Here is a 22,034-nt window from a genome sequence, read left to right as displayed (position 1 = left end):
TTTTCCCGTTCTGGATCCCTCATGTCATCAAGCGTTGTACGCCCTGCCCCTCGCCCACTGAATTTTTGGCTGTGCCTGGGGATACCCGCCGTCGCGGCCGCCATTCTGGTCTTGCTCGAACTGACCGATCTGGACATGAACCTGGCCCGGATGTTTTACGACCCCGCCGCCGGCGACTTCATCGGGCGCCACAGTTACTTCCTGGAAAACATCCTTCACGACCGCGCCAAACAGGTGGTGATCGCGTTTTCGGTGTTTTCCGTCATTGGTTTCATCGCGGCGTTCTTCATCGCGCGGCTCAAGCCCTTCAAGCGTGAGCTGGGTTGCCTGGTGCTGTCGCTGGGCCTGGCGACGTCATTCGTGACACCGATGAAAGCCGTGACTGCCGTGCAGTGCCCGTGGAGCCTTGAGCAGTTCGGCGGCCATGAAACCTACAGCAAACTGCTGGATCACCGCCCGCCGACCGACAAGCCCGGACGTTGCTGGCCCGGTGGCCATGCCGCAACGGGTTTCACCTTGTTTGCGCTGTTCTTCGTGCTGCGTGACCGTCGCCCGCGACTGGCGCGGCAGGCATTCATCTTTGCCTTTGCGCTGGGCTCGGTGTTCTCGATCAGCCGGATGATGCAGGGCGCGCACTTCTTTTCGCACAACGTGTGGACGGCGATTTTCTGCTGGTTGATCTGCCTGGGGTCGTATTACTGGGTGCTCTATCGCCCGACCGTCAAAGCGGAAGCGGTCACGCAGGCACAACCGGTCAACGCCTGAGTACTTGAAGCTCTGCCTATAAAATCAGGGCAATAAAAAACCCCGCCTGCTCATCGCAGGCGGGGTTTTTCGTTTCGGGGTAAGGCTGGCTTACATCATGCCGCCCATGCCACCCATGCCGCCCATGTCTGGCATACCGCCGCCAGCAGCACCGTCTTTCTTCGGTGCGTCAGCAACAGCAGCTTCGGTGGTCAGGATCAGACCGCCGATCGACGATGCAGCTTGCAGAGCGGAACGGGTTACCTTGGTTGGGTCCAGGATGCCCATTTCGATCATGTCGCCGTATTCGCCAGTCGCAGCGTTGTAACCGAAGTTACCTTTGCCGTTCTTGACTTCGTTGACCACAACGCTTGGCTCGTCGCCGCTGTTGGCAGCGATCTGACGCAGCGGTGCTTCAACGGCACGACGCAGAACAGCGATACCTACGTCCTGGTCGGCGTTGTCGCCTTTCAGGTTGATGATCGCGTTCAGAGCGCGGATCAGCGCAACGCCACCGCCAGGTACCACGCCTTCTTCAACGGCTGCGCGGGTTGCGTGCAGGGCGTCTTCAACGCGGGCTTTCTTCTCTTTCATTTCTACTTCGGAACCGGCGCCAACCTTGATCACTGCAACGCCGCCGGACAGCTTGGCCAGACGCTCTTGCAGTTTTTCACGGTCGTAGTCCGAGGAAGTCTCGGCAACCTGGGCACGGATCTGGTTGATGCGTGCTTCGATGTCGCCCTGAACGCCAGCACCGTCAACGATGATGGTGTTTTCCTTGGACAGGGTCACGCGCTTGGCGCTACCCAGGTGTTCCAGGGTGGTGCTTTCCAGGCTCAGGCCGATCTCTTCGGAGATAACGGTACCGCCGGTCAGAACGGCGATGTCCTGCAGCATGGCCTTGCGACGGTCGCCGAAGCCTGGAGCCTTGACGGCTGCGACTTTAACGATGCCACGCATGTTGTTCACTACCAGAGTCGCCAGGGCTTCGCCTTCAACGTCTTCGGCAACGATCAGCAGTGGACGGCCGGCTTTGGCAACGGCTTCCAGTACTGGCAGCATTTCGCGGATGTTCGAGATCTTCTTGTCGACCAGCAGGATCAGCGCGCCTTCCAGCTCGGCAACCATGGTCTCTGGCTTGTTGACGAAGTATGGGGACAGGTAGCCACGGTCGAACTGCATGCCTTCTACAACCGACAGTTCGTTTTCCAGGCCCGAGCCTTCTTCAACGGTGATCACGCCTTCTTTACCGACTTTCTCCATGGCTTCGGCAATGATGTCGCCGATGGAGTTGTCGGAGTTGGCGGAGATGGTGCCAACCTGAGCGATCGCTTTAGTGTCGGTGCATGGTGCGGACAGCTTTTTCAGCTCGGCAACGACAGCGATGGTCGCTTTGTCGATACCGCGCTTCAGGTCCATCGGGTTCATGCCGGCAGCGACGGCTTTCAGGCCTTCGTTGACGATCGACTGAGCCAGAACGGTAGCGGTGGTAGTACCGTCACCAGCGTCATCATTGGCACGGGAGGCAACGTCTTTGACCAGCTGCGCGCCCATGTTTTCGAAACGGTCTTCGAGTTCGATTTCCTTGGCAACGGAAACGCCGTCCTTGGTGATGGTCGGAGCGCCGAAGCTCTTCTCGAGGATCACGTTACGGCCTTTCGGGCCCAGGGTCGCTTTTACCGCGTCAGCCAGGACGTTTACGCCAACCAGCATTTTCTTGCGGGCGGAATCGCCGAATTTAACTTCTTTAGCAGCCATGATCGATATTCCTTAAATACTTTGTAGTAGCGGGAAAATGAACGGGGGTAATCAGCCTTCGATAACAGCGAGGATTTCGTTCTCGCTCATTACCAGCAGGTCTTCGCCGTCGACTTTCACAGTGTTGCTGCCGGAGTAAGGACCGAACACAACCTTGTCGCCTTCCTTAACGGACAGTGCGCGCACTTCGCCGTTTTCCAGAGCTTTGCCCGGGCCTACAGCGAGAATCACACCGTGGTTGGCTTTTTCAGCAGCCGAACCTGGCAGGACGATACCGCCAGCGGTTTTCTTTTCTTCTTCGCTGCGACGGATAACGACGCGGTCATGCAGAGGACGAAGCTTCATTGTCGATCTCTCCTAATTGTGGTTTTCATCGGCCGGTGTAGTCCCGGCGGGTTTAACGAATCCGGCCTGCGCCGGTTGCGGCTCGTCGAGCGAACCGCGGAAGTCTGTCCGACTCAAATGTCGGAAACCTTTCGGTGACCGATACATAAGGGCGCATAAGCTTATTACAAGGGCGGGGCTAAAAAAATTTCACTGCGGCTTCATGAATTGGCCCCGCAAACGAACACGGCACCCGAAGGTGCCGTGTCGATACAGAAGTTACTGGGTGTCGCGGTGTTCGAACTCGCCTTCGATCACATCGCCTTCGCGACCCAGAGGCTGGCGCGGTGCGGGACCGCCGCGAGGTTGCAGGTCATCGGCGAACGCGCGCTGACGCATGGCCTGTTCTTCGGCGCGCTGGCGCATTTTGTTGGCGACCAGACGACGGCTGAATGGCAGCAACAGCACCAGACCGACCACGTCGCTGATGAAACCCGGCAGGATCAACAGGCCACCGGCCAGGGCCAGCATCAGGCCTTCGAGCATGGTTTGCGCAGGCAGTTCGCCGCGGTTCAGGCTTTCACGGGCACGCAGGGCGGTTGCCAGTCCGGCGACGCGCAGCACGAACACGCCGAACATCGAGCCGAGAATGATCAGCAGCAGGGCCGGGAAAAATCCGATCGATCCTGCCACTTTGACGAATACGAACAGCTCCAACACCGGGAACAGCAGAAAGAGCAACAAAAAAGGGCGCATCAAAGTTTCCTCAACGCAAGAAATGCCTTGCAGTAAGCCTTAGATGACGTCGCCCTTTCGTGAATTCAAGCGTCGGCCACCGCATTTTTTGGCCAGACCTCGGCGTGAGCCAGAGAAACCAAGGCTTCGCGCACTTGTATCGGCGTATGACAAGGCGCTTGAAACGGCAGCCAGTACAGCGCCTGACCGATGCGCAGGTGCATGCCTTCGGTGTCGATCCCGGCCATTTGTGCCGGGACGGTTTTCGGCAGCCCGGCGAGGTCGACGTAATGCGCGATGGCCTTGGCGTGGTCGCTGTTCATGTGCTCGACCATGCTGATTTCGGCCTTGCCGGCGAACGGGTTGGCCAGGGTCAGGTGATCGACCCAGTGGATCGCGCCGAAACCGCCGATGTAGCGATGACGTACCGGAGTGAGCACCCAGAAGTCGAAATCGTGGGCCTTGTGATAATTCTGCGAGTCGGGGAAATAGCGGTAGTAGCGCTCAGCGGCGGCTTCGATGGCAGCCGCATCTTCGAGTTTTTGAGCCTCGGCCAGATAGGTCAGGCGACCGACGGCTTGCACGTCATCGGCCTCGCGCTCGCCCACCAGCAGCGAACACTTCGGATCTTTCTGCAGGTTGTGGGTGTGCTGGGCGATGCGGCTGATCAGGATCAGCGGCCGGCCCTGCTCGTCCAGGCAGTAGGGAACCACGGAGCCGAACGGAAAACCGGGCATCGATTTGGAGTGGGTCGACAGCACGCCACGGTATTCCTTGAGAAGCAATTCTCGGGCATTCTTAGCCGCTTCAACGCTCAATTTATGACTCCTTAAATAGAATCCGTCGAAAAAACGGACGGGCGACATGGATAAGTTTCAGTCGCCACAGGGGCAGTTCTCATGTGCAGCCGGGCTTTGTCAGGCGCAGATCGAGAGGCTCTCTAAAGGACACCACTCTGACCTGCTCTCGGGGACATGCGAATGCAACTCAACGACAAAGTAATCATTATCACTGGCGGTTGCCAAGGCCTGGGCCGCTCGATGGCCGAGTATTTCGCAGGCCTGGGCGCGAAGCTGGCACTGGTCGACCTGAATCAGGAAAAACTCGATGACGCCGTCGCGGCCTGCAAGGCCAAGGGCGTCGAGGCCCGCAGCTATCTGTGCAACGTCGCCAATGAAGAGCAAGTGACGCACATGGTTGCCCAGGTCGCCGAGGACTTCGGCGCGATTCACGGCTTGATCAACAACGCCGGGATCCTGCGCGACGGCCTGCTGCTCAAGGTCAAGGACGGCGAAATGACCAAGATGAGCCTGGCCCAATGGCAGGCGGTGATCGACGTCAACCTGACCGGCGTGTTCCTCTGCACCCGTGAAGTGGCGGCGAAAATGGTCGAGCTTAAGAACAGCGGCGCGATCATCAACATCTCGTCGATCTCCCGCGCGGGCAACGTCGGCCAGACCAACTACTCCGCCGCCAAGGCCGGTGTGGCGGCAGCGACCGTGACCTGGGCCAAGGAGCTTGCGCGCTACGGCATTCGTGTGGCCGGCATCGCGCCGGGCTTCATCGAAACCGAGATGACCCTGGGCATGAAACCGGAAGCGCTGGAGAAAATGACTTCGGGCATTCCGCTCAAGCGCATGGGCAAGCCGGAAGAGATCGCCCATTCGGCGGCGTACATCTTCGAGAACGACTACTACACCGGTCGGATTCTGGAGATGGACGGCGGGTTGCGCATCTGACCGCTGTCGCGAAATGAAAAACGCCCCGGTGCACAGGCACCGGGGCGTTTTTGTTTAAACCACAGGCATCAATCGTCGCTGATGGTGATATTCGGCATCGCTGGCGATGCCGCTTCCTGCAACACGATCCGCGCACCGACGTGGCGGGCCAGTTCCTGATAGACCATGGCGATCTGGCTGTCCGGCTCGGAAATCACCGTCGGCTTGCCGCCATCGGCCTGTTCGCGGATCAGCATCGACAATGGCAGCGAAGCCAGCAGTTCGACGCCGAACTGGGTCGCCAGCTTCTCGCCACCGCCCTCACCGAACAGATGCTCGGCGTGTCCGCAGTTCGAGCAGATGTGCACGGCCATGTTTTCCACCACGCCCAGCACCGGAATGTTGACCTTGCGGAACATCTCCACGCCTTTGCGTGCGTCGAGCAGCGCCAGATCCTGCGGCGTGGTGACGATCACGGCGCCAGCCACCGGGACTTTCTGCGCCAGGGTCAGCTGGATATCGCCGGTGCCTGGCGGCATGTCGATCACCAGATAATCCAGGTCGCCCCAGGCGGTTTGCGTGACCAGTTGCAGCAGCGCGCCGGAGACCATCGGCCCGCGCCAGACCATCGGCGTGTTGTCGTCGGTCAGGAAGGCCATCGACATGACTTCCACGCCATGGGCCTGAAGCGGCACGAACCACTTCTGATCCTTGACCTGCGGGCGGGTGCCCTCGGGAATGCCGAACATGATGCCTTGGCTCGGGCCGTAGATATCCGCGTCGAGAATCCCGACTTTCGCGCCTTCACGGGCCAGTGCCAGCGCCAGGTTGGCGGCGGTGGTGGATTTGCCCACGCCGCCCTTGCCGGACGCCACGGCGACCACGTTCTTGACGTTGGCCAGCCCCGGGATCTGCGCCTGGGCCTTGTGCGCGGCGATCACGCTGTTGACCTCGACCTTGGCCGACACTACACCGTCGAGGTTTTCGATGGCCAGTTGCAGCAATTGCGCCCAGCCGCTCTTGAACAGACCGGCGGCATAACCGATTTCCAGCTGCACGCTGACGCGATCACCGGTGATTTCGATGTTGCGCACGCAACCGGCGCTGACCGGATCCTGGTTCAGGTAAGGGTCGGTGTATTGGCTGAGGACGGCTTCCACCGCTGCGCGAGTGACGGCGCTCATGGGCAACTCCGATAACAAGACTGGGAAAAGATGGCGGGTATCCTACCCCTTCTGTCCTCCGGACGGCATGCCCGGCAACGATTTGCAGGGGTGAAATATCTTTCCCGGCGCTTTATAGTGGCCGACCTCCGTTTCATCAAGTAGCGAAGCCCCACATGTCCGAACCACGCAAGATTCTCGTCACCAGCGCCCTGCCCTACGCCAACGGTTCGATTCACCTTGGCCATATGCTGGAATACATCCAGACCGATATGTGGGTGCGCTTCCAGAAGCATCGCGGCAATCAGTGCATTTACGTCTGCGCCGACGACGCCCACGGTTCGGCGATCATGCTGCGCGCGGAAAAGGAAGGCATCACCCCGGAACAACTGATCGCCAACGTCCAGGCTGAACACAGCGCCGACTTTGCCGAGTTCCTGGTGGACTTCGACAACTTCCACTCCACTCACGCCGAAGAAAACCGTGAGCTGTCGAGCCAGATCTACCTGAAGCTGCGTGACGCCGGGCACATCGCCCAACGTTCGATCACCCAGTATTTCGACCCGGAAAAGAAAATGTTCCTGGCCGACCGCTTCATCAAGGGCACCTGCCCGAAATGCGGCACCGAAGACCAGTACGGCGACAACTGCGAAAAATGCGGTGCAACTTACGCGCCGACTGACCTGAAGGATCCGAAGTCGGCAATCTCCGGCGCCACTCCGGTGCTCAAGGATTCCCAGCACTTCTTCTTCAAGCTGCCGGACTTCCAGCAGATGCTGCAGACCTGGACCCGCAGCGGCACCCTGCAGGACGCCGTGGCCAACAAGATCGCCGAATGGCTGGACGCCGGCCTGCAACAGTGGGACATCTCCCGCGATGCGCCGTACTTCGGTTTCGAGATCCCGGGCGAACCAGGCAAGTATTTCTACGTGTGGCTGGACGCGCCGATCGGCTACATGGCCAGCTTCAAGAACCTGTGCAACCGCACGCCGGAGCTGGACTTCGACGCGTTCTGGGGCAAGGACTCCACCGCCGAGCTGTACCACTTCATCGGCAAGGACATCGTCAACTTCCACGCCCTGTTCTGGCCGGCGATGCTGGAAGGCGCGGGTTTCCGCAAGCCGACCGGGATCAACGTGCACGGCTACCTGACCGTCAACGGCCAGAAGATGTCCAAGTCCCGCGGCACCTTCATCAAGGCTCGGACCTACCTGGATCACCTGTCGCCGGAATACCTGCGCTACTACTACGCGGCCAAACTGGGCCGTGGCGTGGACGATCTCGACCTGAACCTCGAAGACTTCGTGCAGAAGGTCAACTCCGACCTGGTCGGCAAAGTGGTCAACATCGCCAGCCGTTGCGCCGGTTTCATCCAGAAGGGCAACGCCGGCCTGCTGGTCGACAACAACGCCGCACCGGAACTGACCGACGCGTTCCTGGCCGCTGCGCCGAGCATCGCCGACGCCTATGAAGCCCGCGACTTCGCCCGTGCCATGCGCGAAACCATGGCCCTGGCCGACCGCGCCAACGCCTGGATCGCCGACAAGGCGCCGTGGTCGCTGAACAAGCAGGAAGGCAAGCAGGATGAAGTCCAGGCGGTCTGCGCCACGGCGATCAACCTGTTCCGTCAGTTGGTGATCTTCCTCAAGCCGGTGTTGCCAGTGCTGGCCGCCGATGCCGAGGCGTTCCTCAACGTCGCCCCGCTGACCTGGAACGACCACACCACGCTGCTGGCCAACCACCAGTTGAACGAATTCAAACCGTTGATGACCCGCATCGACCCGGTAAAAGTGCAAGCCATGACCGACGCCTCGAAAGAAGACCTGACCGCCAGCCAGACCGACACCGGCGCCGCTGCGCCTGCCGGCAATGGCGAACTGGCCAAGGATCCGCTGTCGCCGGAAATCGACTTCGACACCTTCGCCGCCGTCGACCTGCGCGTCGCGCTGATCGTCAAGGCCGAACACGTTGAAGGGGCGGACAAGCTGCTGCGTCTGACCCTCGACATCGGTGACGAACAACGCAACGTGTTCTCGGGGATCAAGAGCGCCTATCCGGATCCGTCGAAACTCGACGGTCGCCTGACCATGATGATCGCCAACCTCAAGCCACGGAAAATGAAGTTCGGCATCTCCGAAGGCATGGTGATGGCGGCCGGCCCTGGCGGTGAAGAAATCTACCTGCTGAGCCCGGACAGCGGCGCCAAGCCGGGTCAGCGCATCAAGTAAGGTTCTGCACTGACCGATCCCACAGGCGTACCCCGTGCGCCTGTGGGATTTTTCATATCTGGCCCACCCGTCATGGCCGCCGGATAATGCCTAATCTTAAGTGACACCCGCCCGCTCTCACCGGCAGAACCATGACCGAACTCGTGCTTACGCTCTTCAGTGCTGCGCTGATCAACAACTTCGTGTTGCACCGGCCGCTGGGCGTCGATCCGCTGCTGGCTGGCGAGCGCCGTCAGGTGCATGCGCTGGGGCTGGCGACGTTGTGTCTGATGTTGATTGTCGGTGTGGCGGGTTACGCGATCTGGCATTGGCTGCTGGTGCCATTGCAACTGGAATTCCTGCGTCTATTCGTATTCCTGCCGCTGAGCGTCCTGCTGATCACACCGTTGCTGAAGTTGCTGGCGCGCTGGCGACCCGCCCTGCCGTTCGACGGTTTGTGGCCGTTGCTGCTGGGCAATGCCGGTGTGCTGGGGCTGACGCTGATCAACGCGCAAACGGATAAAGGCCTGTTTCATGCAACTGCGCTGAGCCTTGGCGCCGGTCTGGGTTTCTGGCTGGTGTTGAGCCTGTTCAGCGATTTGCGTGAGCGCACGGCCGACAACGATATTCCTCTGCCCTTTCGTGGCCTGCCGATCCAGTTGATCGGCGCCGGATTGATGGCCGTGGCTTTTCTCGGATTCAGTGGACTGATCAAAACATGAGTCTGATTCAACGCATCGATGCCTTGCTGCCGCAGACCCAATGCGGCAAATGCGGCCATCCCGGATGCAAACCCTACGCTGAAGGCATCGCCGACGGCGAGCCGATCAACAAGTGCCCGCCGGGTGGTGACGAAACCATCGCGGCACTGGCCGAACTGCTGAAAATTCCGGTGCTGGAACTGGATATCAGCCGTGGCTCAGCGCCGCCGCAAGTGGCGTTCATCCGTGAAGCCGAGTGCATCGGCTGCACCAAGTGCATCCAGGCCTGCCCGATCGACGCCATCGTCGGCGCGGCGAAACTGATGCACACGGTGATCATCGACGAGTGCACCGGTTGCGATCTGTGCGTGGCGCCTTGCCCCGTCGATTGCATCGAGATGCACCCGCTGCCGCTCGGAACGCTGCCAGTGGTGGGCGGCCTGGCCAGCAGCCTCGAAGAACAACAGGCGCGTACCGCCAAGCGCGATCACGCCCGGCAACGCTTCGAACGGCGTAACGCCCGATTGCAAAGAGAGGAACAGCAGAAGCAGGCCGAACGCGAAGCCCGTGCGAAACGTGCGGCGCAGGTTGAAGTCGCAGCCACCACGCTCGATCCGGTGCAAGCGGCGCTGGAACGGGTACGTGCGCAGAAAGCCGCGACAGCCGACGCCGCGCTGAAGAAGGCCAAGATCGATGTGGCGATGAGCCGCGCTCAATTGCACAAATCGTTGAAAGCCTTCGGTCATCCGCCGACCTTCGAACAACAGTCGCAATTGATCGTATTGCAACAGCAGTTCGAAGCCGCCGAACAAGCGCTGGCGAAACTGGAAAGCAGCGCCGCACCTGCGCCGGTCGTGACAGCCCCAGCAAAAGACGCCGACTTGAAACGGGCGAAAATCCAGTTGGCGATGCGCCGTGCCGAGCTGAAAAAGGCGCAGACCGCAGAGGCTCCGCCGGAGCAGATTGCAGCGCTGGAACAAGCACTGCGTGATGCCGAACAAGCGTTGCACGACGCCGAAGCCGCGAGCGATCAACCGCTGCCCGACCTTGTGCGCGTGGAGAAACGTCCGATCGACAACCAGCTTCGTCAGCTGAAAACCGAACTGGCCTACGCTCGCGCCGACCTGAACAAACTGCAACGACGTGACGGCACGCCAGCCGAGATCCTCGACAAGGCCCGCACCCGCCTGCAAGAGGCGGAGCGGCAGGTAGAAGCCCATGTCATCCATTGAAACCAGAGACGAACGCCTGCAACAGGCAATGAAGCTGGTTTTGCTGGCGACATTGCCGGGGTTGTTGGCGTTGTTCTGGTTTTACGGCTGGGGCGTGCTGATCAACCTGATCCTGTCCGTCGTCACAGCCTTGAGCGTCGAAGCCGCCGTGACTCGTCTGCGCCGGCAGCCGGTGCAAGCCACTCTCACCGATGGCAGCGCAGTGGTCAGCGCCACACTGCTGGCAATCGCCTTGCCGCCTTACTGCCCGTGGTGGCTGACGGTCACGGCGATCGGCTTGGGCCTGCTGTTAGGCAAACACTTGTACGGTGGCGTGGGCAGAAACCCTTTCAATCCGGCCATGCTCGGTTTTGCTTTCGCGATGGTGATGTTCCCGCAGCCGATGACCCATTGGCCGGCCCATGGCATGGATCTGACGACGGCCATTGAACAGGTGTTCAACCTGGGCGTGGCGCCGGACGCCTGGGTCCAGGCCACGGCGCTGGACAGCCTGCGCATCAACAAAAGCCTGACCATCGATGAATTGTTTGCCAGCAACCCGGCATTCGGCCGCTTCGGCGGGCATGGCGTGGAGTGGGTGAACCTGGCATTTCTTGCCGGTGGACTGTTGCTGCTACAGCGCCGGGTGATCGGCTGGCACGCACCGGTCGGCATGCTCGCCAGCCTGTTCGTCATCAGCCTGCTGTGCTGGAACGGTTCGGGGTCCGACGCTCATGGCTCGCCGCTGTTTCATCTGCTGAGTGGCGCGACCATGCTGGGTGCGTTCTTCATCGTCACTGAACCGGTGTCGGGGGCAAAGAGTCCGCTCGCCCGCTTGTTGTTCGGCGTGGGCGTCGGCCTGCTGACCTATCTGATTCGCACCTGGGGCGGCTATCCGGATGGCGTGGCGTTCTCAGTGTTGCTGATGAATCTGTGCGTGCCGGCGCTGGAACGCATTGCAGCCGCTCGTCAGTCGCAGGTGATGCCATGAACCGCACAAGCAGCCTGATCACCCTGGCGCTGCTGGCAACGATTGGTGTCGGCGCGACTTATGTTGTGCAACGCAGCAATGCGCCGCACATCGCCGCCGAACAGCGCCAGCTCGAAAGTCGCAAACTGCTGGATGTACTTTCAGTCGACGCCTACGACAATCAGCCTCTGGAACAGCCTCTGGCACTGACCGACCCCCACCTGAGCCACAGCGAGTTGCTGGGCGGTTATCGGGCGACCAGGGCCGGCCAACCCGTGGCGGTGCTGCTGCGCAGCCAGACCGAGGGTTATGCGGGTCGCATCGAGTTGCTGATTGCCATCGATGCCAATGGCCGATTGCTCGGCGTGAAAACCCTTGAGCAAACTGAAACGCCGGCGCTGGGCGGGCATCTCGGTGACTGGCCAAATAGCTGGTTGCAAGCGTTTATCGGCAAATCCAGCAGCCAACCGACCGATGCCGGATGGGCCTTGAAAAAGGATCAGGGGCAATTTGACCAGATCGCTGGCGCAACCATCACTTCCCGCGCGGCCATCAGCGCCATTCACGATGCTCTGCGTTATTTCGACGACCACCGGACGACCCTGCTGGGGAGCGCGCCATGAACGCATCAGCGACTCTGTCGAACTCAATGATGCTGGTGCTGTTGATCGGCGCCACTGACTCCGTGGCTGGCGCACTGGCGATCCTGCTGATGTTCGCCGTTGTGGTGAATGCTTACGGTTTGTGCATGACAGCACTGCGGACTCGACTGAGCTCCGAGAGCCTGTTGCCGGTCAGTCTGGTGCTGGCCGCAACACTGGCGGGGTGCGCCGATATTCTGCTGCAGCGCGCCGCTATGCAGTGGCAACAACTGAGCAGCCTTTACGCCGGCCTGATCGGTTTGCAGTGCGTCATCCTGGAACACAATGGATTCTTTCGACTGCCAGCCCGAGGACGCCTGAAACTGTGTGGCTTGTTCGCCGCCCTGATGACCGTGCTGGCGGTATTGCGCGAGCTTCTCGGTCAGGGCAGCATCGGCCATCACCTGTCGGATCACTGGCAAGGTTTTATTCTGTTCGGCGACGGCCTGCATTTCGCGACGCTGGCTCCCGGCGCCTTCATACTGCTGGGGCTGGTGCTCGCCGCCCGTCAGGCCTGTTCTCGCCCTGCCGCCCTATCCGAGGAAACGCATCACCCATGAATGCCGCAAAACGTCTGGAGATCTTCCGCAGGCTTCACGAGGACAATCCCGAACCCAAGACCGAACTTGCCTACTCTTCGCCTTTCGAGTTGTTGATCGCGGTGATTCTGTCCGCACAATCGACTGACGTCGGGGTGAACAAGGCGACGGCGAAGCTTTACCCGGTGGCCAACACGCCGGCCGCCATTCATGCCTTGGGCGTCGAAGGTTTGTCCGAGTACATCAAGACCATCGGCCTCTATAACAGCAAGGCCAAAAACGTGATCGAGACCTGTCGCATGCTGGTCGAGTTGCACAATGGCGAAGTCCCACAGACGCGCGAAGCGCTGGAAGCCCTGCCCGGCGTCGGCCGCAAGACTGCCAACGTCGTGCTCAACACCGCGTTCCGTCAATTGACGATGGCGGTGGACACCCACATTTTTCGGGTCAGTAACCGCACCGGTATTGCGCCGGGCAAAAACGTGGTAGAGGTGGAAAACAAACTGATGAAGTTTGTACCCAAGCAATACCTGCTCGATTCGCACCACTGGCTCATTCTTCACGGGCGCTACGTGTGCCTGGCCCGCAAGCCGCGGTGCGGCAGCTGTCGGATCGAAGACTTGTGCGAATACAAGGACAAAACTTCGGACGATTGAGCGTCTATTAAGTTTATTGATATTGCGATTGAAAAAATCTTTTTTACGATCTGCTGGAATATCGATATAAGGAGCGCCAAAGGCAGCCTTAGCCTGGAGTTAACCTTATGAGCACCAGCAAAGAGCAAGTGGACGTAGAAGACGATTTCGTCGCGGAGTCGGACGACGAACCGGTGGTTGAGGTCGCCAAGACCAACCTGAGCAAACGCCGCACCATCGATAACATGCTTGAGGAGCGCCGACTGCAGAAGCAATTGGCCGATTACGACTTTGATCTCTGACATTTGAAAGCCTCCCGCAACGGAGGCTTTTTCGTTTCTGCTGCAAGCTGATGCCGACCTGCCCAGGATCCGTCAGCGACTGAAGCGGTCAGACCAGGCCATTGCGCTGGGCAAGTTCGATCAGATCCACCAGTGAACGCGCATTGAGCTTCAGCAGCAACCGCGTCTTGTAGGTGCTGACGGTCTTGTTGCTGAGAAACATGCCATCGGCGATTTCCTTGTTGGTCTTGCCGCGTGCCAACTGCTGCAACACCATCATCTCGCGCCCGGACAAACGATCGACCATGTCGGCTTCACTGGCATTGCCCAGGCTGGTGCGTACGGTGTGCAACGCCTGATTCGGAAAATAGCTGTACCCGGACAGCACAGCCTTGATAGCGCTGAGCAGCTCGGTCAGGTCCTGTTGTTTGCAAACATATCCCGCCGCTCCCGACTGCATGCAGCGCATGGAAAAATGGCCCGGGGCCTGGGACGTCAACACCAGCACTTTCAAAGGCATCGCGCTGGTTGTAAGACGCGCAATGACTTCCAGTCCATCAAGTTTCGGTATACCGATATCCAGAATGACAATATCGGGCATCTGGTCGCGAGCCAGTTGTAATGCATCCACTCCGTTATCCGTTTCTGCAATGACTTCGTAGCCATGACGTTCCATCAGCATACGCACCGCAAGACGAATGACCGGGTGATCATCCACGATCAGCACTTTATTCATGGGCAAGTCCAGTTTCGCTGTTCGAATTTTTAGAACCGGCACAATAACGTAGTCATTTCACCCATGGCATAGCGAAGTTCCCTTGCATTGGCAGCGAGAGACACTTCCTACAGGCAATAAAGATTTCTCCTACAGAAAAGACTCATAAATGTAGCGACAAGACATCCAGACCAAGTGACCACTTGAAAATTATTTAACCTGCAACACCGGCTTATCGAGTAGCGAATCCTGAAAAGAGGGACTCGACACGACAAAAAACCGAAACAACATATTTATATCCACCCGGCCGTTTTTAATATAAATACCAGACATCGGGGACAAAAAGCCTCCATTCCCCTTACAACAACTCCAACATTCCAACATGACGAGAAAGATCATACTCATGAGTAAAGAATATGTTAAAGATCAACAAGAAAATCACCAACCCCATCAGTGTCATTGCCATATTCGCGTTCATCTCCGAAACGTCCGCAGCGGTGTCCCTGCCCTTTCTTGACAATGACGAACGGGAAATCTACATCTGGTTTCTGATCAGTTTTCCATTCTATTTACTGTTCCTGTTTTTCATCACCTTGAACTTCAACTACCGATCCCTTTATGCACCTTCGGACTTTGATGACGACAAGAACTTTCTGAAAGCATTTGAAGATAACAACATTGATTTCCCCGGAGAACCGGGTGACCAACCCGTTACCGGAATTCAGACTGTAAAACTACCGAAACCGCTGAGTACGCTGTGTATCATCGACATTCGGGGCATGAACGCCGAATCAAAAATAAACACACTCCTGGAAAAAATCCCACAACCCGCCAAGCACTCGCTCAGAATATTCCTCGTTTTAACAGATGATATGTCAGACATTTTACCGAAAGAAAACATCGCCAAATCGCTCAAGCGAGGAAGGAAAACCACAGGGACGACGTATTGTATTATTTACGACGTTCAAGCGCAGAACATCAGTGTATTGGGAAGAGTTTAAATTGAGGCGCAGAGACACGAAGTACATCAATGCGATGCGCACAGTACAACAGATGAGTTCGGGAACGCTGATCCACTACGATCAGGTAAACAGAAGGGTTTTGCAGCATAGCGGTCTTGTCAGAACGACAAGACCGCTATTTCACGTCTGGTCCGAAGGACTCAGAACAGCTTGCGGCCTTTGTTGGCAGCAATGCGCATACGCAGCGCGTTGAGCTTGATGAAGCCCGCCGCGTCGGCCTGGTTGTAGGCGCCGCCGTCTTCTTCGAAGGTCGCGATGTTGGCGTCGAACAGCGAATCGTCGGACTTGCGGCCGGTCACGATCACGTTGCCCTTGTACAGCTTCAGGCGCACGACGCCATTCACGTTGACCTGGGAGGCGTCGATCATCTGTTGCAGCATCAGACGCTCCGGGCTCCACCAGTAACCGGTGTAGATCAGGCTGGCGTACTTCGGCATCAGCTCGTCTTTCAAGTGAGCGACTTCGCGGTCCAGGGTGATCGACTCGATGGCGCGGTGAGCGCGCAGCATGATGGTGCCGCCCGGGGTTTCGTAGCAGCCACGGGACTTCATGCCGACATAACGGTTCTCGACGATGTCGAGACGGCCGATGCCGTGTTGGCCACCGATCTTGTTCAGGGTCGCCAGTACGGTGGCCGGAGTCATTTCGACGCCGTCCAGAGCGACGATGTCGCCGTTGCGGTAGGTCAGTTCCAGGTATTGCGGCTTGTCAGGTGCGTTCTCCGGGGAGACAGTCCAGCGCCACATGTCTTCTTCGTGCTCGGTCCAGGTGTCTTCCAGCACGCCGCCTTCATAGGAGATGTGCAGCAGGTTGGCATCCATCGAGTACGGGGATTTCTTCTTGCCGTGGCGCTCGATCGGGATCGCGTGCTTCTCGGCGTAGTCCATCAGTTTCTCGCGGGACAGCAGGTCCCACTCGCGCCAAGGGGCAATCACTTTTACGCCTGGCTTGAGCGCGTAGGCACCCAGTTCGAAACGGACCTGGTCGTTGCCCTTGCCGGTTGCGCCGTGGGAAATGGCGTCGGCGCCGGTTTCGTTGGCGATTTCGATCAGACGCTTGGCAATCAGCGGACGCGCGATGGAAGTACCCAGCAGGTACTCGCCTTCGTAAACGGTGTTGGCACGGAACATCGGGAACACGAAGTCACGCACGAATTCTTCGCGCAGGTCGTCGATGTAGATTTCTTTGACGCCCATGGCCTGGGCCTTGGCGCGAGCCGGTTCGACCTCTTCGCCCTGACCCAGGTCAGCGGTGAAGGTCACGACTTCACAGTTATAAGTATCCTGCAGCCACTTGAGGATCACCGAAGTGTCCAGGCCGCCGGAATACGCCAGAACGACCTTGTTTACGTCCGCCATGCCATCACTCCACGGGGTTCTACGGAAAGCCGAGGAGTCTACCGCTCAAACGCGATAATTTACAGAGGCGCGACAGCTTAAGACGACAAAGCGACAGAATCTGTCGAGAGGGCGACGATGACCGGCGGGTCAGGACGTCGCCGCAGCGTTGGCCGGTGTGCTGGCCTGAGGTGCAGGAGCGGTAGTCGGTGCCACCCGCGCAAGGTGCACGTTGACCCGACGGTTCTTGGCCCGGTTGGCGGCATTGGTGTTTGGCACCAACGGGTAACGCTCACCATGGAAGCGCACGGTGATCTGCGATTCCTGGATGCCGTTGGCCTTGAAGAAGTCGACCACCGCCAGGGCGCGCCGGCGCGACAGCTCGCGGTTGGTCAGGCGATTGCCGCTGTTGTCGGAGTGGCCGTCGAGCTCGATGTGGTTGACCGTCGGATCGGCCTTCATATATTCGAGCATGACTTGCAGCTTGGCCTTGGCGGCGGCGTCCAGTTCGATGCCTTCGCCGGGGAAACCGATCTGTGATTGCTTGACCTGCTCGAAATTCTGCGGGAGCAGTTTCGCCACGCAGGCCTGATAGTCGTTGAACGCCTTGCTGAACTTGACCGGCAACAGACGCACTTCCGACACACGGCCATCGCCCGATGCATGGCGCACCACGGGGCTGCGCCCGTCCATCAGGCCGCTGATCAGTTGCCCGGCCTGCGCCTGAGAACTGTTGAACAGGATATTGCCACTGCCGATCCTGACCGTGCCCAGATTGATATCGCCACGGCCCGGCTGCCAGGGCGCCGCTGCCGCCATCAAGGTCGCCGAACCGCCGCCGAGCATGGCGTTGTAGGCGTTCAGACGGAATGTCGCCTGCTCGCCGGCCTTGCGCACGAACTGGCCTGAGCCGAAATCGGTGATCGGCTGCGTCAGGCGGCATTCGAACTTGTCGCCCTCGACCGTCCACTCAATGTTCTCCAGACGGGTCTGGTAGGTCAGCGCCATCGCCGGAAGGCTGGCAAACACACTGAGCAAGGCTAAATAACGCTGGCGCACGGGAGGCTCCATTGGCTTCTACAACAAAAAGACCGATACATACATGTTTACGGCATACCTATGGGATATCGGACGCTCGTCGCAAAACTTGATAGCGAGTGCCTGCAAGAGTCTTTTCCGGTAGCATTCGCCTCAGTTTGACCCGCCTGGAATCCCCTCATGTCCGACCGCCTGACCCTGCTGCGTCCCGACGACTGGCACATTCATCTTCGCGATGGTGCCGTGTTGACCAATACCGTTGCAGATGTTGCGCGCACCTTTGGTCGCGCGATCATCATGCCTAACCTGGTACCTCCGGTGCGCAACGCCGCTGAAGCCGACGGCTATCGCCAGCGGATTCTCGCTGCCCGCCCGGCCGGCAGTCGTTTCGAGCCGTTGATGGTGCTGTACCTCACCGACCGTACCCAGCCCGAAGAAATTCGTGAAGCCAAGGCCAGCGGTTTTGTCCACGCGGCCAAGTTGTACCCGGCCGGCGCCACCACCAACTCCGATTCCGGGGTCACCAGCATCGACAAGATCTTCCCGGCGCTGGAAGCCATGGCCGAAGTCGGCATGCCGCTGTTGATCCACGGTGAAGTCACCCGTGGCGACGTCGACGTGTTCGACCGCGAGAAAATCTTCATCGACGAGCACATGCGTCGTGTGGTCGAGCGTTTCCCGACGCTCAAGGTCGTGTTCGAACACATCACCACCGGCGACGCCGTGCAGTTCGTCAACGAGGCTTCGGCCAACGTTGGCGCGACGATCACCGCGCATCACCTGCTCTACAACCGCAACCACATGCTGGTAGGCGGAATCCGGCCGCACTTCTATTGCCTGCCGATCCTCAAGCGCAATACCCACCAGGAAGCCCTGCTCGACGCCGCCACCAGCGGCAGCGCGAAGTTCTTCCTCGGCACCGACTCGGCGCCGCACGCCCAGCACGCCAAGGAAGCCGCCTGCGGCTGCGCCGGCTGCTACACCGCGTACGCCGCCATCGAGTTGTATGCCGAAGCCTTTGAACAGCGCAATGCGCTGGACAAGCTCGAAGCCTTCGCCAGTCTCAACGGCCCGCGTTTCTACGGCCTGCCGGCGAACACCGATCGCATTACCCTGGTCCGTGAAGAATGGACCGCCCCGACCAGCCTGCCCTTCGGCGAGCTGACCGTTATCCCGCTGCGCGCCGGTGAAAAACTGCGCTGGCGCCTGCTGGAGGAACACGCGTGAGTGAAGACCATTTCGACGACGAACTGGACGGTCAAGGTGGCGGCGGTTCACGCCATCCAATGGCAGCACGCTTTCGCGGCTACCTGCCGGTTGTCGTCGACGTAGAGACCGGTGGTTTCAACTCGGCCACCGACGCATTGCTGGAGATTGCCGCGACCACCATCGCCATGGATGAAAAGGGTTTCGTTTACCCGGACCACACCTACTTCTTCCGTGTCGAGCCATTCGAAGGCGCCAACATCGAAGCGGCCGCGCTGGAGTTCACCGGGATCAAGCTCGATCACCCGTTGCGCATGGCGGTCAGCGAAGAGACGGCCCTGACCGATATCTTCCGTGGCGTGCGCAAGGCCTTGAAGGCCAACGGTTGCAAGCGGGCGATCCTGGTCGGCCACAACAGCAGCTTCGACCTCGGCTTCCTCAATGCCGCCGTTGCGCGGCTGGACATGAAGCGCAACCCGTTTCATCCGTTCTCCAGCTTCGACACCGCAACCCTCGCGGGTCTGGCGTACGGTCAGACCGTGCTGGCCAAGGCCTGTCAGGCAGCCGACATCGATTTCGATGGCCGTGAAGCGCACTCCGCGCGTTACGACACCGAAAAGACGGCCGAGCTGTTCTGCGGCATCGTCAACCGCTGGAAACAGATGGGCGGCTGGGAAGACTTCGACGACTGAGGGTCGTCGGATTAAATCCCGCGCATGAAAAAACCGGCTCAAGAGCCGGTTTTTTTGTACCTCGACGTTGCGCCTTACAGGGCAGCAGCGTTCTCGGTCAGGTAAGCCGCAACGCCTTCTGGCGAAGCGTTCATGCCTTTGTCGCCTTTTTTCCAGTTGGCAGGGCAGACTTCGCCGTGCTCTTCGTGGAATTGCAGAGCGTCGACCAGACGGATCAGCTCTTCCATGTTACGGCCCAGCGGCAGGTCGTTGATGATCTGCGAGCGGACAACGCCTTTGTCGTCGATCAGGAACGCGCCACGGAAAGCCACGCCGCCTTCGGATTCAACGTCGTAGGCCTTGGCGATGTCGTGCTTCATGTCGGCAGCCATGGTGTATTTCACCTGGCCGATGCCGCCATTGTTGACCGGGGTGTTGCGCCAGGCGTTGTGGGTGAAGTGCGAGTCGATCGACACAGCGATCACTTCTACGTTGCGCGCCTTGAAGTCGGCCATGCGGTTGTCCAGAGCGATCAGCTCGGACGGGCAGACGAAGGTGAAGTCCAGCGGGTAGAAGAACACCAGGCCGTATTTGCCTTTGATGGCCGAGGACAGGGTGAAGCTGTCAACGATCTCGCCATTGCCGAGTACGGCCGGGACGGTGAAGTCAGGGGCTTGTTTGCCTACGAGTACGCTCATTGATATCTCCTGGTGTAGAAACTTGAAGTTCAGGGTTCGCGCCAGCCTGCCACCCTCAGGCGACAGCCCTGTGACACGAACCCCCTTCGCAAGGGCCGACCATCATACACTGCGTTTTTCGACTGTCCTTAACGGTTTTTCGCGAAATCCCGGCTGGCATTCAGCCATGCACCACCGTTCGTCAGTCACAGCCGTTGGCGATGAAAACCGTTGGGAAAGCACTTTGACAATCATTCTCGTTAACATTAAGATCCATCGCAATTGAGCCACAACCAGCGACGGTTCTCACTTATGTATGTTTGCCTCTGCACTGGCGTCACCGACGGACAGATCCGCGAAGCGATCTATGAAGGTTGCTGCAGCTATAAAGAAGTCCGTCAGGCCACCGGCGTAGCCAGCCAATGCGGCAAATGTGCCTGCCTCGCGAAGGAAGTGGTACGCGAAACCCTGACCAAGCTGCAAACCGCCCAGGCCGCGATCCCCTACCCTGTAGAATTTACTGCCGCGTAATTGCACCCATTTCAAAGAACCGGGCTTATGTCCGGTTTTTTTTATGCCTGAAAATCAATTGCTTAGCGACTAGACGCGGAACACAAACATTCTTATTCCGATTAATTTTCATATATTATTCAATAACTTAGGTTTGACACTTATAAGTACCAAGCTCAAACTCCGCCTTATATACCGCTACTTAGGGCAGGACTCCCATCATGAAAGGCGACGTAACAGTCATCCAGCATCTCAACAAGATCCTTGCCAATGAGCTGGTCGCGATCAATCAGTACTTCCTGCATGCGCGCATGTATGAAGATTGGGGCCTGAACAAGCTCGGCAAGCACGAGTACAAAGAATCCATCGACGAGATGAAGCACGCGGACAAGCTGATCAAGCGCATCCTGTTCCTCGAAGGCCTGCCGAACGTGCAGGACCTGGGCAAGCTGCACATCGGCGAGCACACCAAGGAAATGCTGGAGTGCGACCTGCGTATCGAGCGCACCGGCCATGCCGATCTGAAGACCGCCATCGCTCATTGCGAATCGGTTGGTGACTTCGGCAGCCGCGAACTGCTTGAAGACATTCTCGAATCCGAAGAAGAACACATCGACTGGCTGGAAACCCAACTGGGCCTGATCGATAAAGTCGGTCTTGAGAACTATCTGCAATCGCAGATGGGCGAAGACGAGTAATTAGCGAGCGCTAAACTCGAGACACTAAAAAGCCCCGCCCTCTTTCGAGAGGCGGGGCTTTTTATTGCCCGGACTTCAGACTCACCGAAATCCGGGCAGAAACCAATCAGGCTTCGGACTTGGCCGCAGCAGCCTTGGCGGATGCTTCCTTGACCAGAGTCTGCAGCTCACCGTTGGCGAACATTTCAGCCATGATGTCGCTGCCGCCGACCAGTTCACCGCCTACCCACAACTGCGGGAAAGTCGGCCAGTTGGCGTACTTCGGCAGGTTGGCACGGATTTCCGGGTTCTGCAGGATGTCGACGTAGGCGAACTTCTCGCCACAGCCCATCACAGCCTGCGCAGCTTTCGCGGAGAAGCCACACTGCGGGGCATTCGGCGAGCCTTTCATGTAAAGCAGAATGGTGTTGTTGGCAATCTGCTCTTTAATCGTTTCGATGATATCCATGGAGCACCTCGGCTGAACTTTCCGACTCATGGGTCGGCACGGTGGCGCATTGTAACGGAATCCCGAGCGCCCTGCTCGGTCTCCC

At 58.9% G+C, this 22,034-nt stretch carries 25 protein-coding genes; 15 read left to right on the top strand and 10 right to left on the bottom strand.

Annotated features, from left to right (window positions below):
* The first annotated feature begins 21 nt into the window (after positions 1–21).
* Entirely contained in the window at positions 22–765 is a 744-nt protein-coding gene (locus AC07N4_RS22365) for a phosphatase PAP2 family protein (RefSeq protein ID WP_493066024.1), read from the top strand.
* Between the two features lie 90 nt (positions 766–855).
* On the opposite strand, the gene groL is transcribed toward AC07N4_RS22365, so the two are convergent.
* The 4 genes from groL to AC07N4_RS22345 form a co-directional block, all read right to left on the bottom strand.
* On the bottom strand, positions 856–2,502 hold the full coding sequence (groL, locus tag AC07N4_RS22360; RefSeq protein ID WP_493066025.1) for a chaperonin GroEL: 1,647 nt from the start codon (positions 2,500–2,502) through the stop codon (positions 856–858).
* A gap of 51 nt (positions 2,503–2,553) precedes the next feature.
* Complete coding sequence (locus AC07N4_RS22355) at positions 2,554–2,847, bottom strand: co-chaperone GroES (protein WP_007916610.1); 294 nt, start codon at positions 2,845–2,847, stop codon at positions 2,554–2,556.
* 258 nt (positions 2,848–3,105) lie between these two features.
* Positions 3,106–3,582, bottom strand: coding sequence for an FxsA family protein (locus AC07N4_RS22350; RefSeq protein WP_096818434.1), 477 nt, complete (start codon positions 3,580–3,582; stop codon positions 3,106–3,108).
* A 65-nt stretch (positions 3,583–3,647) separates the two neighbouring features.
* Entirely contained in the window at positions 3,648–4,379 is a 732-nt protein-coding gene (locus tag AC07N4_RS22345; protein ID WP_096818435.1) for a HugZ family pyridoxamine 5'-phosphate oxidase, read from the bottom strand.
* Between the two features lie 162 nt (positions 4,380–4,541).
* On the opposite strand from AC07N4_RS22345, the gene AC07N4_RS22340 reads away from it, so the two are divergent.
* The gene (locus AC07N4_RS22340; protein ID WP_085709540.1) at positions 4,542–5,300 is read left to right on the top strand and encodes an SDR family oxidoreductase; all 759 of its coding nucleotides are present in this window, start codon (positions 4,542–4,544) and stop codon (positions 5,298–5,300) included.
* 68 nt (positions 5,301–5,368) lie between these two features.
* On the opposite strand, the gene apbC is transcribed toward AC07N4_RS22340, so the two are convergent.
* Positions 5,369–6,463, bottom strand: a complete 1,095-nt coding sequence (apbC, locus tag AC07N4_RS22335; RefSeq protein ID WP_096818437.1) for an iron-sulfur cluster carrier protein ApbC — start codon at positions 6,461–6,463, stop codon at positions 5,369–5,371.
* 155 nt (positions 6,464–6,618) lie between these two features.
* On the opposite strand from apbC, the gene metG reads away from it, so the two are divergent.
* From metG to AC07N4_RS22295, 8 genes are all read left to right on the top strand, one after another.
* The gene (metG, locus tag AC07N4_RS22330) at positions 6,619–8,670 is read left to right on the top strand and encodes a methionine--tRNA ligase (protein ID WP_102620754.1); all 2,052 of its coding nucleotides are present in this window, start codon (positions 6,619–6,621) and stop codon (positions 8,668–8,670) included.
* Positions 8,671–8,801: 131 nt separating this feature from the next.
* Complete coding sequence (locus AC07N4_RS22325; protein WP_096818441.1) at positions 8,802–9,371, top strand: electron transport complex protein RnfA; 570 nt, start codon at positions 8,802–8,804, stop codon at positions 9,369–9,371.
* Entirely contained in the window at positions 9,368–10,582 is a 1,215-nt protein-coding gene (gene rsxB, locus AC07N4_RS22320) for an electron transport complex subunit RsxB (RefSeq protein WP_493066026.1), read from the top strand. Before AC07N4_RS22325 ends, rsxB begins: the two co-directional genes overlap by 4 nt.
* Complete coding sequence (locus AC07N4_RS22315; RefSeq protein ID WP_273539298.1) at positions 10,569–11,552, top strand: RnfABCDGE type electron transport complex subunit D; 984 nt, start codon at positions 10,569–10,571, stop codon at positions 11,550–11,552. The genes rsxB and AC07N4_RS22315 overlap by 14 nt, the downstream gene beginning before the upstream one ends.
* Positions 11,549–12,154, top strand: a complete 606-nt coding sequence (locus AC07N4_RS22310; RefSeq protein ID WP_493066027.1) for an RnfABCDGE type electron transport complex subunit G — start codon at positions 11,549–11,551, stop codon at positions 12,152–12,154. The genes AC07N4_RS22315 and AC07N4_RS22310 overlap by 4 nt, the downstream gene beginning before the upstream one ends.
* On the top strand, positions 12,151–12,732 hold the full coding sequence (locus AC07N4_RS22305; RefSeq protein ID WP_493066028.1) for an Rnf-Nqr domain containing protein: 582 nt from the start codon (positions 12,151–12,153) through the stop codon (positions 12,730–12,732). The genes AC07N4_RS22310 and AC07N4_RS22305 overlap by 4 nt, the downstream gene beginning before the upstream one ends.
* Positions 12,729–13,367, top strand: a complete 639-nt coding sequence (gene nth / locus AC07N4_RS22300; RefSeq protein WP_096818452.1) for an endonuclease III — start codon at positions 12,729–12,731, stop codon at positions 13,365–13,367. The genes AC07N4_RS22305 and nth overlap by 4 nt, the downstream gene beginning before the upstream one ends.
* 107 nt (positions 13,368–13,474) lie before the next feature.
* The gene (locus tag AC07N4_RS22295; protein ID WP_096818454.1) at positions 13,475–13,648 is read left to right on the top strand and encodes a PA3496 family putative envelope integrity protein; all 174 of its coding nucleotides are present in this window, start codon (positions 13,475–13,477) and stop codon (positions 13,646–13,648) included.
* 88 nt (positions 13,649–13,736) lie between these two features.
* On the opposite strand, the gene AC07N4_RS22290 is transcribed toward AC07N4_RS22295, so the two are convergent.
* Positions 13,737–14,363 carry a response regulator transcription factor gene (locus tag AC07N4_RS22290; protein ID WP_085730184.1) on the bottom strand — a complete coding sequence of 209 codons (627 nt, stop codon included), beginning with the start codon at positions 14,361–14,363 and terminating at the stop codon, positions 13,737–13,739.
* A 395-nt stretch (positions 14,364–14,758) separates the two neighbouring features.
* Here AC07N4_RS22290 and AC07N4_RS22285 point away from each other — a divergent pair, with 395 nt between their 5' ends.
* On the top strand, positions 14,759–15,343 hold the full coding sequence (locus AC07N4_RS22285; RefSeq protein WP_102620760.1) for a hypothetical protein: 585 nt from the start codon (positions 14,759–14,761) through the stop codon (positions 15,341–15,343).
* A gap of 161 nt (positions 15,344–15,504) precedes the next feature.
* Here the strand turns inward: AC07N4_RS22285 and AC07N4_RS22280 are convergent, their stop codons facing one another.
* Both AC07N4_RS22280 and AC07N4_RS22275 read right to left on the bottom strand, forming a co-directional pair.
* Positions 15,505–16,722: an argininosuccinate synthase gene (locus AC07N4_RS22280; RefSeq protein ID WP_096818458.1), complete on the bottom strand. Its 1,218-nt coding sequence runs from the start codon at positions 16,720–16,722 to the stop codon at positions 15,505–15,507.
* A 129-nt stretch (positions 16,723–16,851) separates the two neighbouring features.
* The gene (locus tag AC07N4_RS22275; protein ID WP_096818459.1) at positions 16,852–17,760 is read right to left on the bottom strand and encodes a flagellar protein MotY; all 909 of its coding nucleotides are present in this window, start codon (positions 17,758–17,760) and stop codon (positions 16,852–16,854) included.
* Between the two features lie 159 nt (positions 17,761–17,919).
* Here AC07N4_RS22275 and pyrC point away from each other — a divergent pair, with 159 nt between their 5' ends.
* Complete coding sequence (gene pyrC, locus AC07N4_RS22270) at positions 17,920–18,966, top strand: dihydroorotase (protein ID WP_095190451.1); 1,047 nt, start codon at positions 17,920–17,922, stop codon at positions 18,964–18,966.
* On the top strand, positions 18,963–19,637 hold the full coding sequence (rnt, locus tag AC07N4_RS22265; protein WP_085709496.1) for a ribonuclease T: 675 nt from the start codon (positions 18,963–18,965) through the stop codon (positions 19,635–19,637). Before pyrC ends, rnt begins: the two co-directional genes overlap by 4 nt.
* Positions 19,638–19,711: 74 nt before the next feature.
* Here rnt and AC07N4_RS22260 read toward each other — a convergent pair whose 3' ends face one another.
* Positions 19,712–20,314, bottom strand: coding sequence for a peroxiredoxin (locus tag AC07N4_RS22260; RefSeq protein ID WP_003227723.1), 603 nt, complete (start codon positions 20,312–20,314; stop codon positions 19,712–19,714).
* Positions 20,315–20,605: 291 nt separating this feature from the next.
* On the opposite strand from AC07N4_RS22260, the gene AC07N4_RS22255 reads away from it, so the two are divergent.
* Both AC07N4_RS22255 and bfr read left to right on the top strand, forming a co-directional pair.
* Complete coding sequence (locus AC07N4_RS22255) at positions 20,606–20,824, top strand: bacterioferritin-associated ferredoxin (RefSeq protein ID WP_003227725.1); 219 nt, start codon at positions 20,606–20,608, stop codon at positions 20,822–20,824.
* 200 nt (positions 20,825–21,024) lie between these two features.
* Positions 21,025–21,501 (top strand): bacterioferritin, encoded by a 477-nt coding sequence (bfr, locus tag AC07N4_RS22250; protein ID WP_096818460.1) that lies wholly within the window; start codon positions 21,025–21,027, stop codon positions 21,499–21,501.
* 106 nt (positions 21,502–21,607) lie between these two features.
* Here bfr and grxD read toward each other — a convergent pair whose 3' ends face one another.
* Complete coding sequence (grxD, locus tag AC07N4_RS22245; RefSeq protein WP_003227729.1) at positions 21,608–21,949, bottom strand: Grx4 family monothiol glutaredoxin; 342 nt, start codon at positions 21,947–21,949, stop codon at positions 21,608–21,610.
* Positions 21,950–22,034 lie beyond the last annotated feature (85 nt).

It is taken from the genome of Pseudomonas sp. GW821-FHT09E04 (assembly GCF_059416185.1).
Note: the sequence above shows the minus strand (reverse complement) of the source record. Positions and strands in the feature narration are given on the sequence as shown.

Excerpts from the sequence above, each read along its gene's own strand:
- groL (WP_493066025.1), bottom strand. The coding sequence starts at position 2,502 with ATGGCTGCTAAAGAAGTTAAATTCGGCGATTCCGCCCGCAAGAAAATG.
- metG (WP_102620754.1), top strand. The coding sequence starts at position 6,619 with ATGTCCGAACCACGCAAGATTCTCGTCACCAGCGCCCTGCCCTACGCC.
- AC07N4_RS22340 (WP_085709540.1), top strand. The coding sequence starts at position 4,542 with ATGCAACTCAACGACAAAGTAATCATTATCACTGGCGGTTGCCAAGGC.
- apbC (WP_096818437.1), bottom strand. The coding sequence starts at position 6,463 with ATGAGCGCCGTCACTCGCGCAGCGGTGGAAGCCGTCCTCAGCCAATAC.
- bfr (WP_096818460.1), top strand. The coding sequence starts at position 21,025 with ATGAAAGGCGACGTAACAGTCATCCAGCATCTCAACAAGATCCTTGCC.
- AC07N4_RS22260 (WP_003227723.1), bottom strand. The coding sequence starts at position 20,314 with ATGAGCGTACTCGTAGGCAAACAAGCCCCTGACTTCACCGTCCCGGCC.
- AC07N4_RS22350 (WP_096818434.1), bottom strand. The coding sequence starts at position 3,582 with ATGCGCCCTTTTTTGTTGCTCTTTCTGCTGTTCCCGGTGTTGGAGCTG.
- AC07N4_RS22295 (WP_096818454.1), top strand. The coding sequence starts at position 13,475 with ATGAGCACCAGCAAAGAGCAAGTGGACGTAGAAGACGATTTCGTCGCG.
- AC07N4_RS22325 (WP_096818441.1), top strand. The coding sequence starts at position 8,802 with ATGACCGAACTCGTGCTTACGCTCTTCAGTGCTGCGCTGATCAACAAC.
- AC07N4_RS22285 (WP_102620760.1), top strand. The coding sequence starts at position 14,759 with ATGTTAAAGATCAACAAGAAAATCACCAACCCCATCAGTGTCATTGCC.
- AC07N4_RS22255 (WP_003227725.1), top strand. The coding sequence starts at position 20,606 with ATGTATGTTTGCCTCTGCACTGGCGTCACCGACGGACAGATCCGCGAA.
- AC07N4_RS22310 (WP_493066027.1), top strand. The coding sequence starts at position 11,549 with ATGAACCGCACAAGCAGCCTGATCACCCTGGCGCTGCTGGCAACGATT.
- pyrC (WP_095190451.1), top strand. The coding sequence starts at position 17,920 with ATGTCCGACCGCCTGACCCTGCTGCGTCCCGACGACTGGCACATTCAT.
- AC07N4_RS22355 (WP_007916610.1), bottom strand. The coding sequence starts at position 2,847 with ATGAAGCTTCGTCCTCTGCATGACCGCGTCGTTATCCGTCGCAGCGAA.
- AC07N4_RS22290 (WP_085730184.1), bottom strand. The coding sequence starts at position 14,363 with ATGAATAAAGTGCTGATCGTGGATGATCACCCGGTCATTCGTCTTGCG.
- AC07N4_RS22315 (WP_273539298.1), top strand. The coding sequence starts at position 10,569 with ATGTCATCCATTGAAACCAGAGACGAACGCCTGCAACAGGCAATGAAG.
- grxD (WP_003227729.1), bottom strand. The coding sequence starts at position 21,949 with ATGGATATCATCGAAACGATTAAAGAGCAGATTGCCAACAACACCATT.
- AC07N4_RS22305 (WP_493066028.1), top strand. The coding sequence starts at position 12,151 with ATGAACGCATCAGCGACTCTGTCGAACTCAATGATGCTGGTGCTGTTG.
- rsxB (WP_493066026.1), top strand. The coding sequence starts at position 9,368 with ATGAGTCTGATTCAACGCATCGATGCCTTGCTGCCGCAGACCCAATGC.
- AC07N4_RS22280 (WP_096818458.1), bottom strand. The coding sequence starts at position 16,722 with ATGGCGGACGTAAACAAGGTCGTTCTGGCGTATTCCGGCGGCCTGGAC.
- nth (WP_096818452.1), top strand. The coding sequence starts at position 12,729 with ATGAATGCCGCAAAACGTCTGGAGATCTTCCGCAGGCTTCACGAGGAC.
- AC07N4_RS22365 (WP_493066024.1), top strand. The coding sequence starts at position 22 with ATGTCATCAAGCGTTGTACGCCCTGCCCCTCGCCCACTGAATTTTTGG.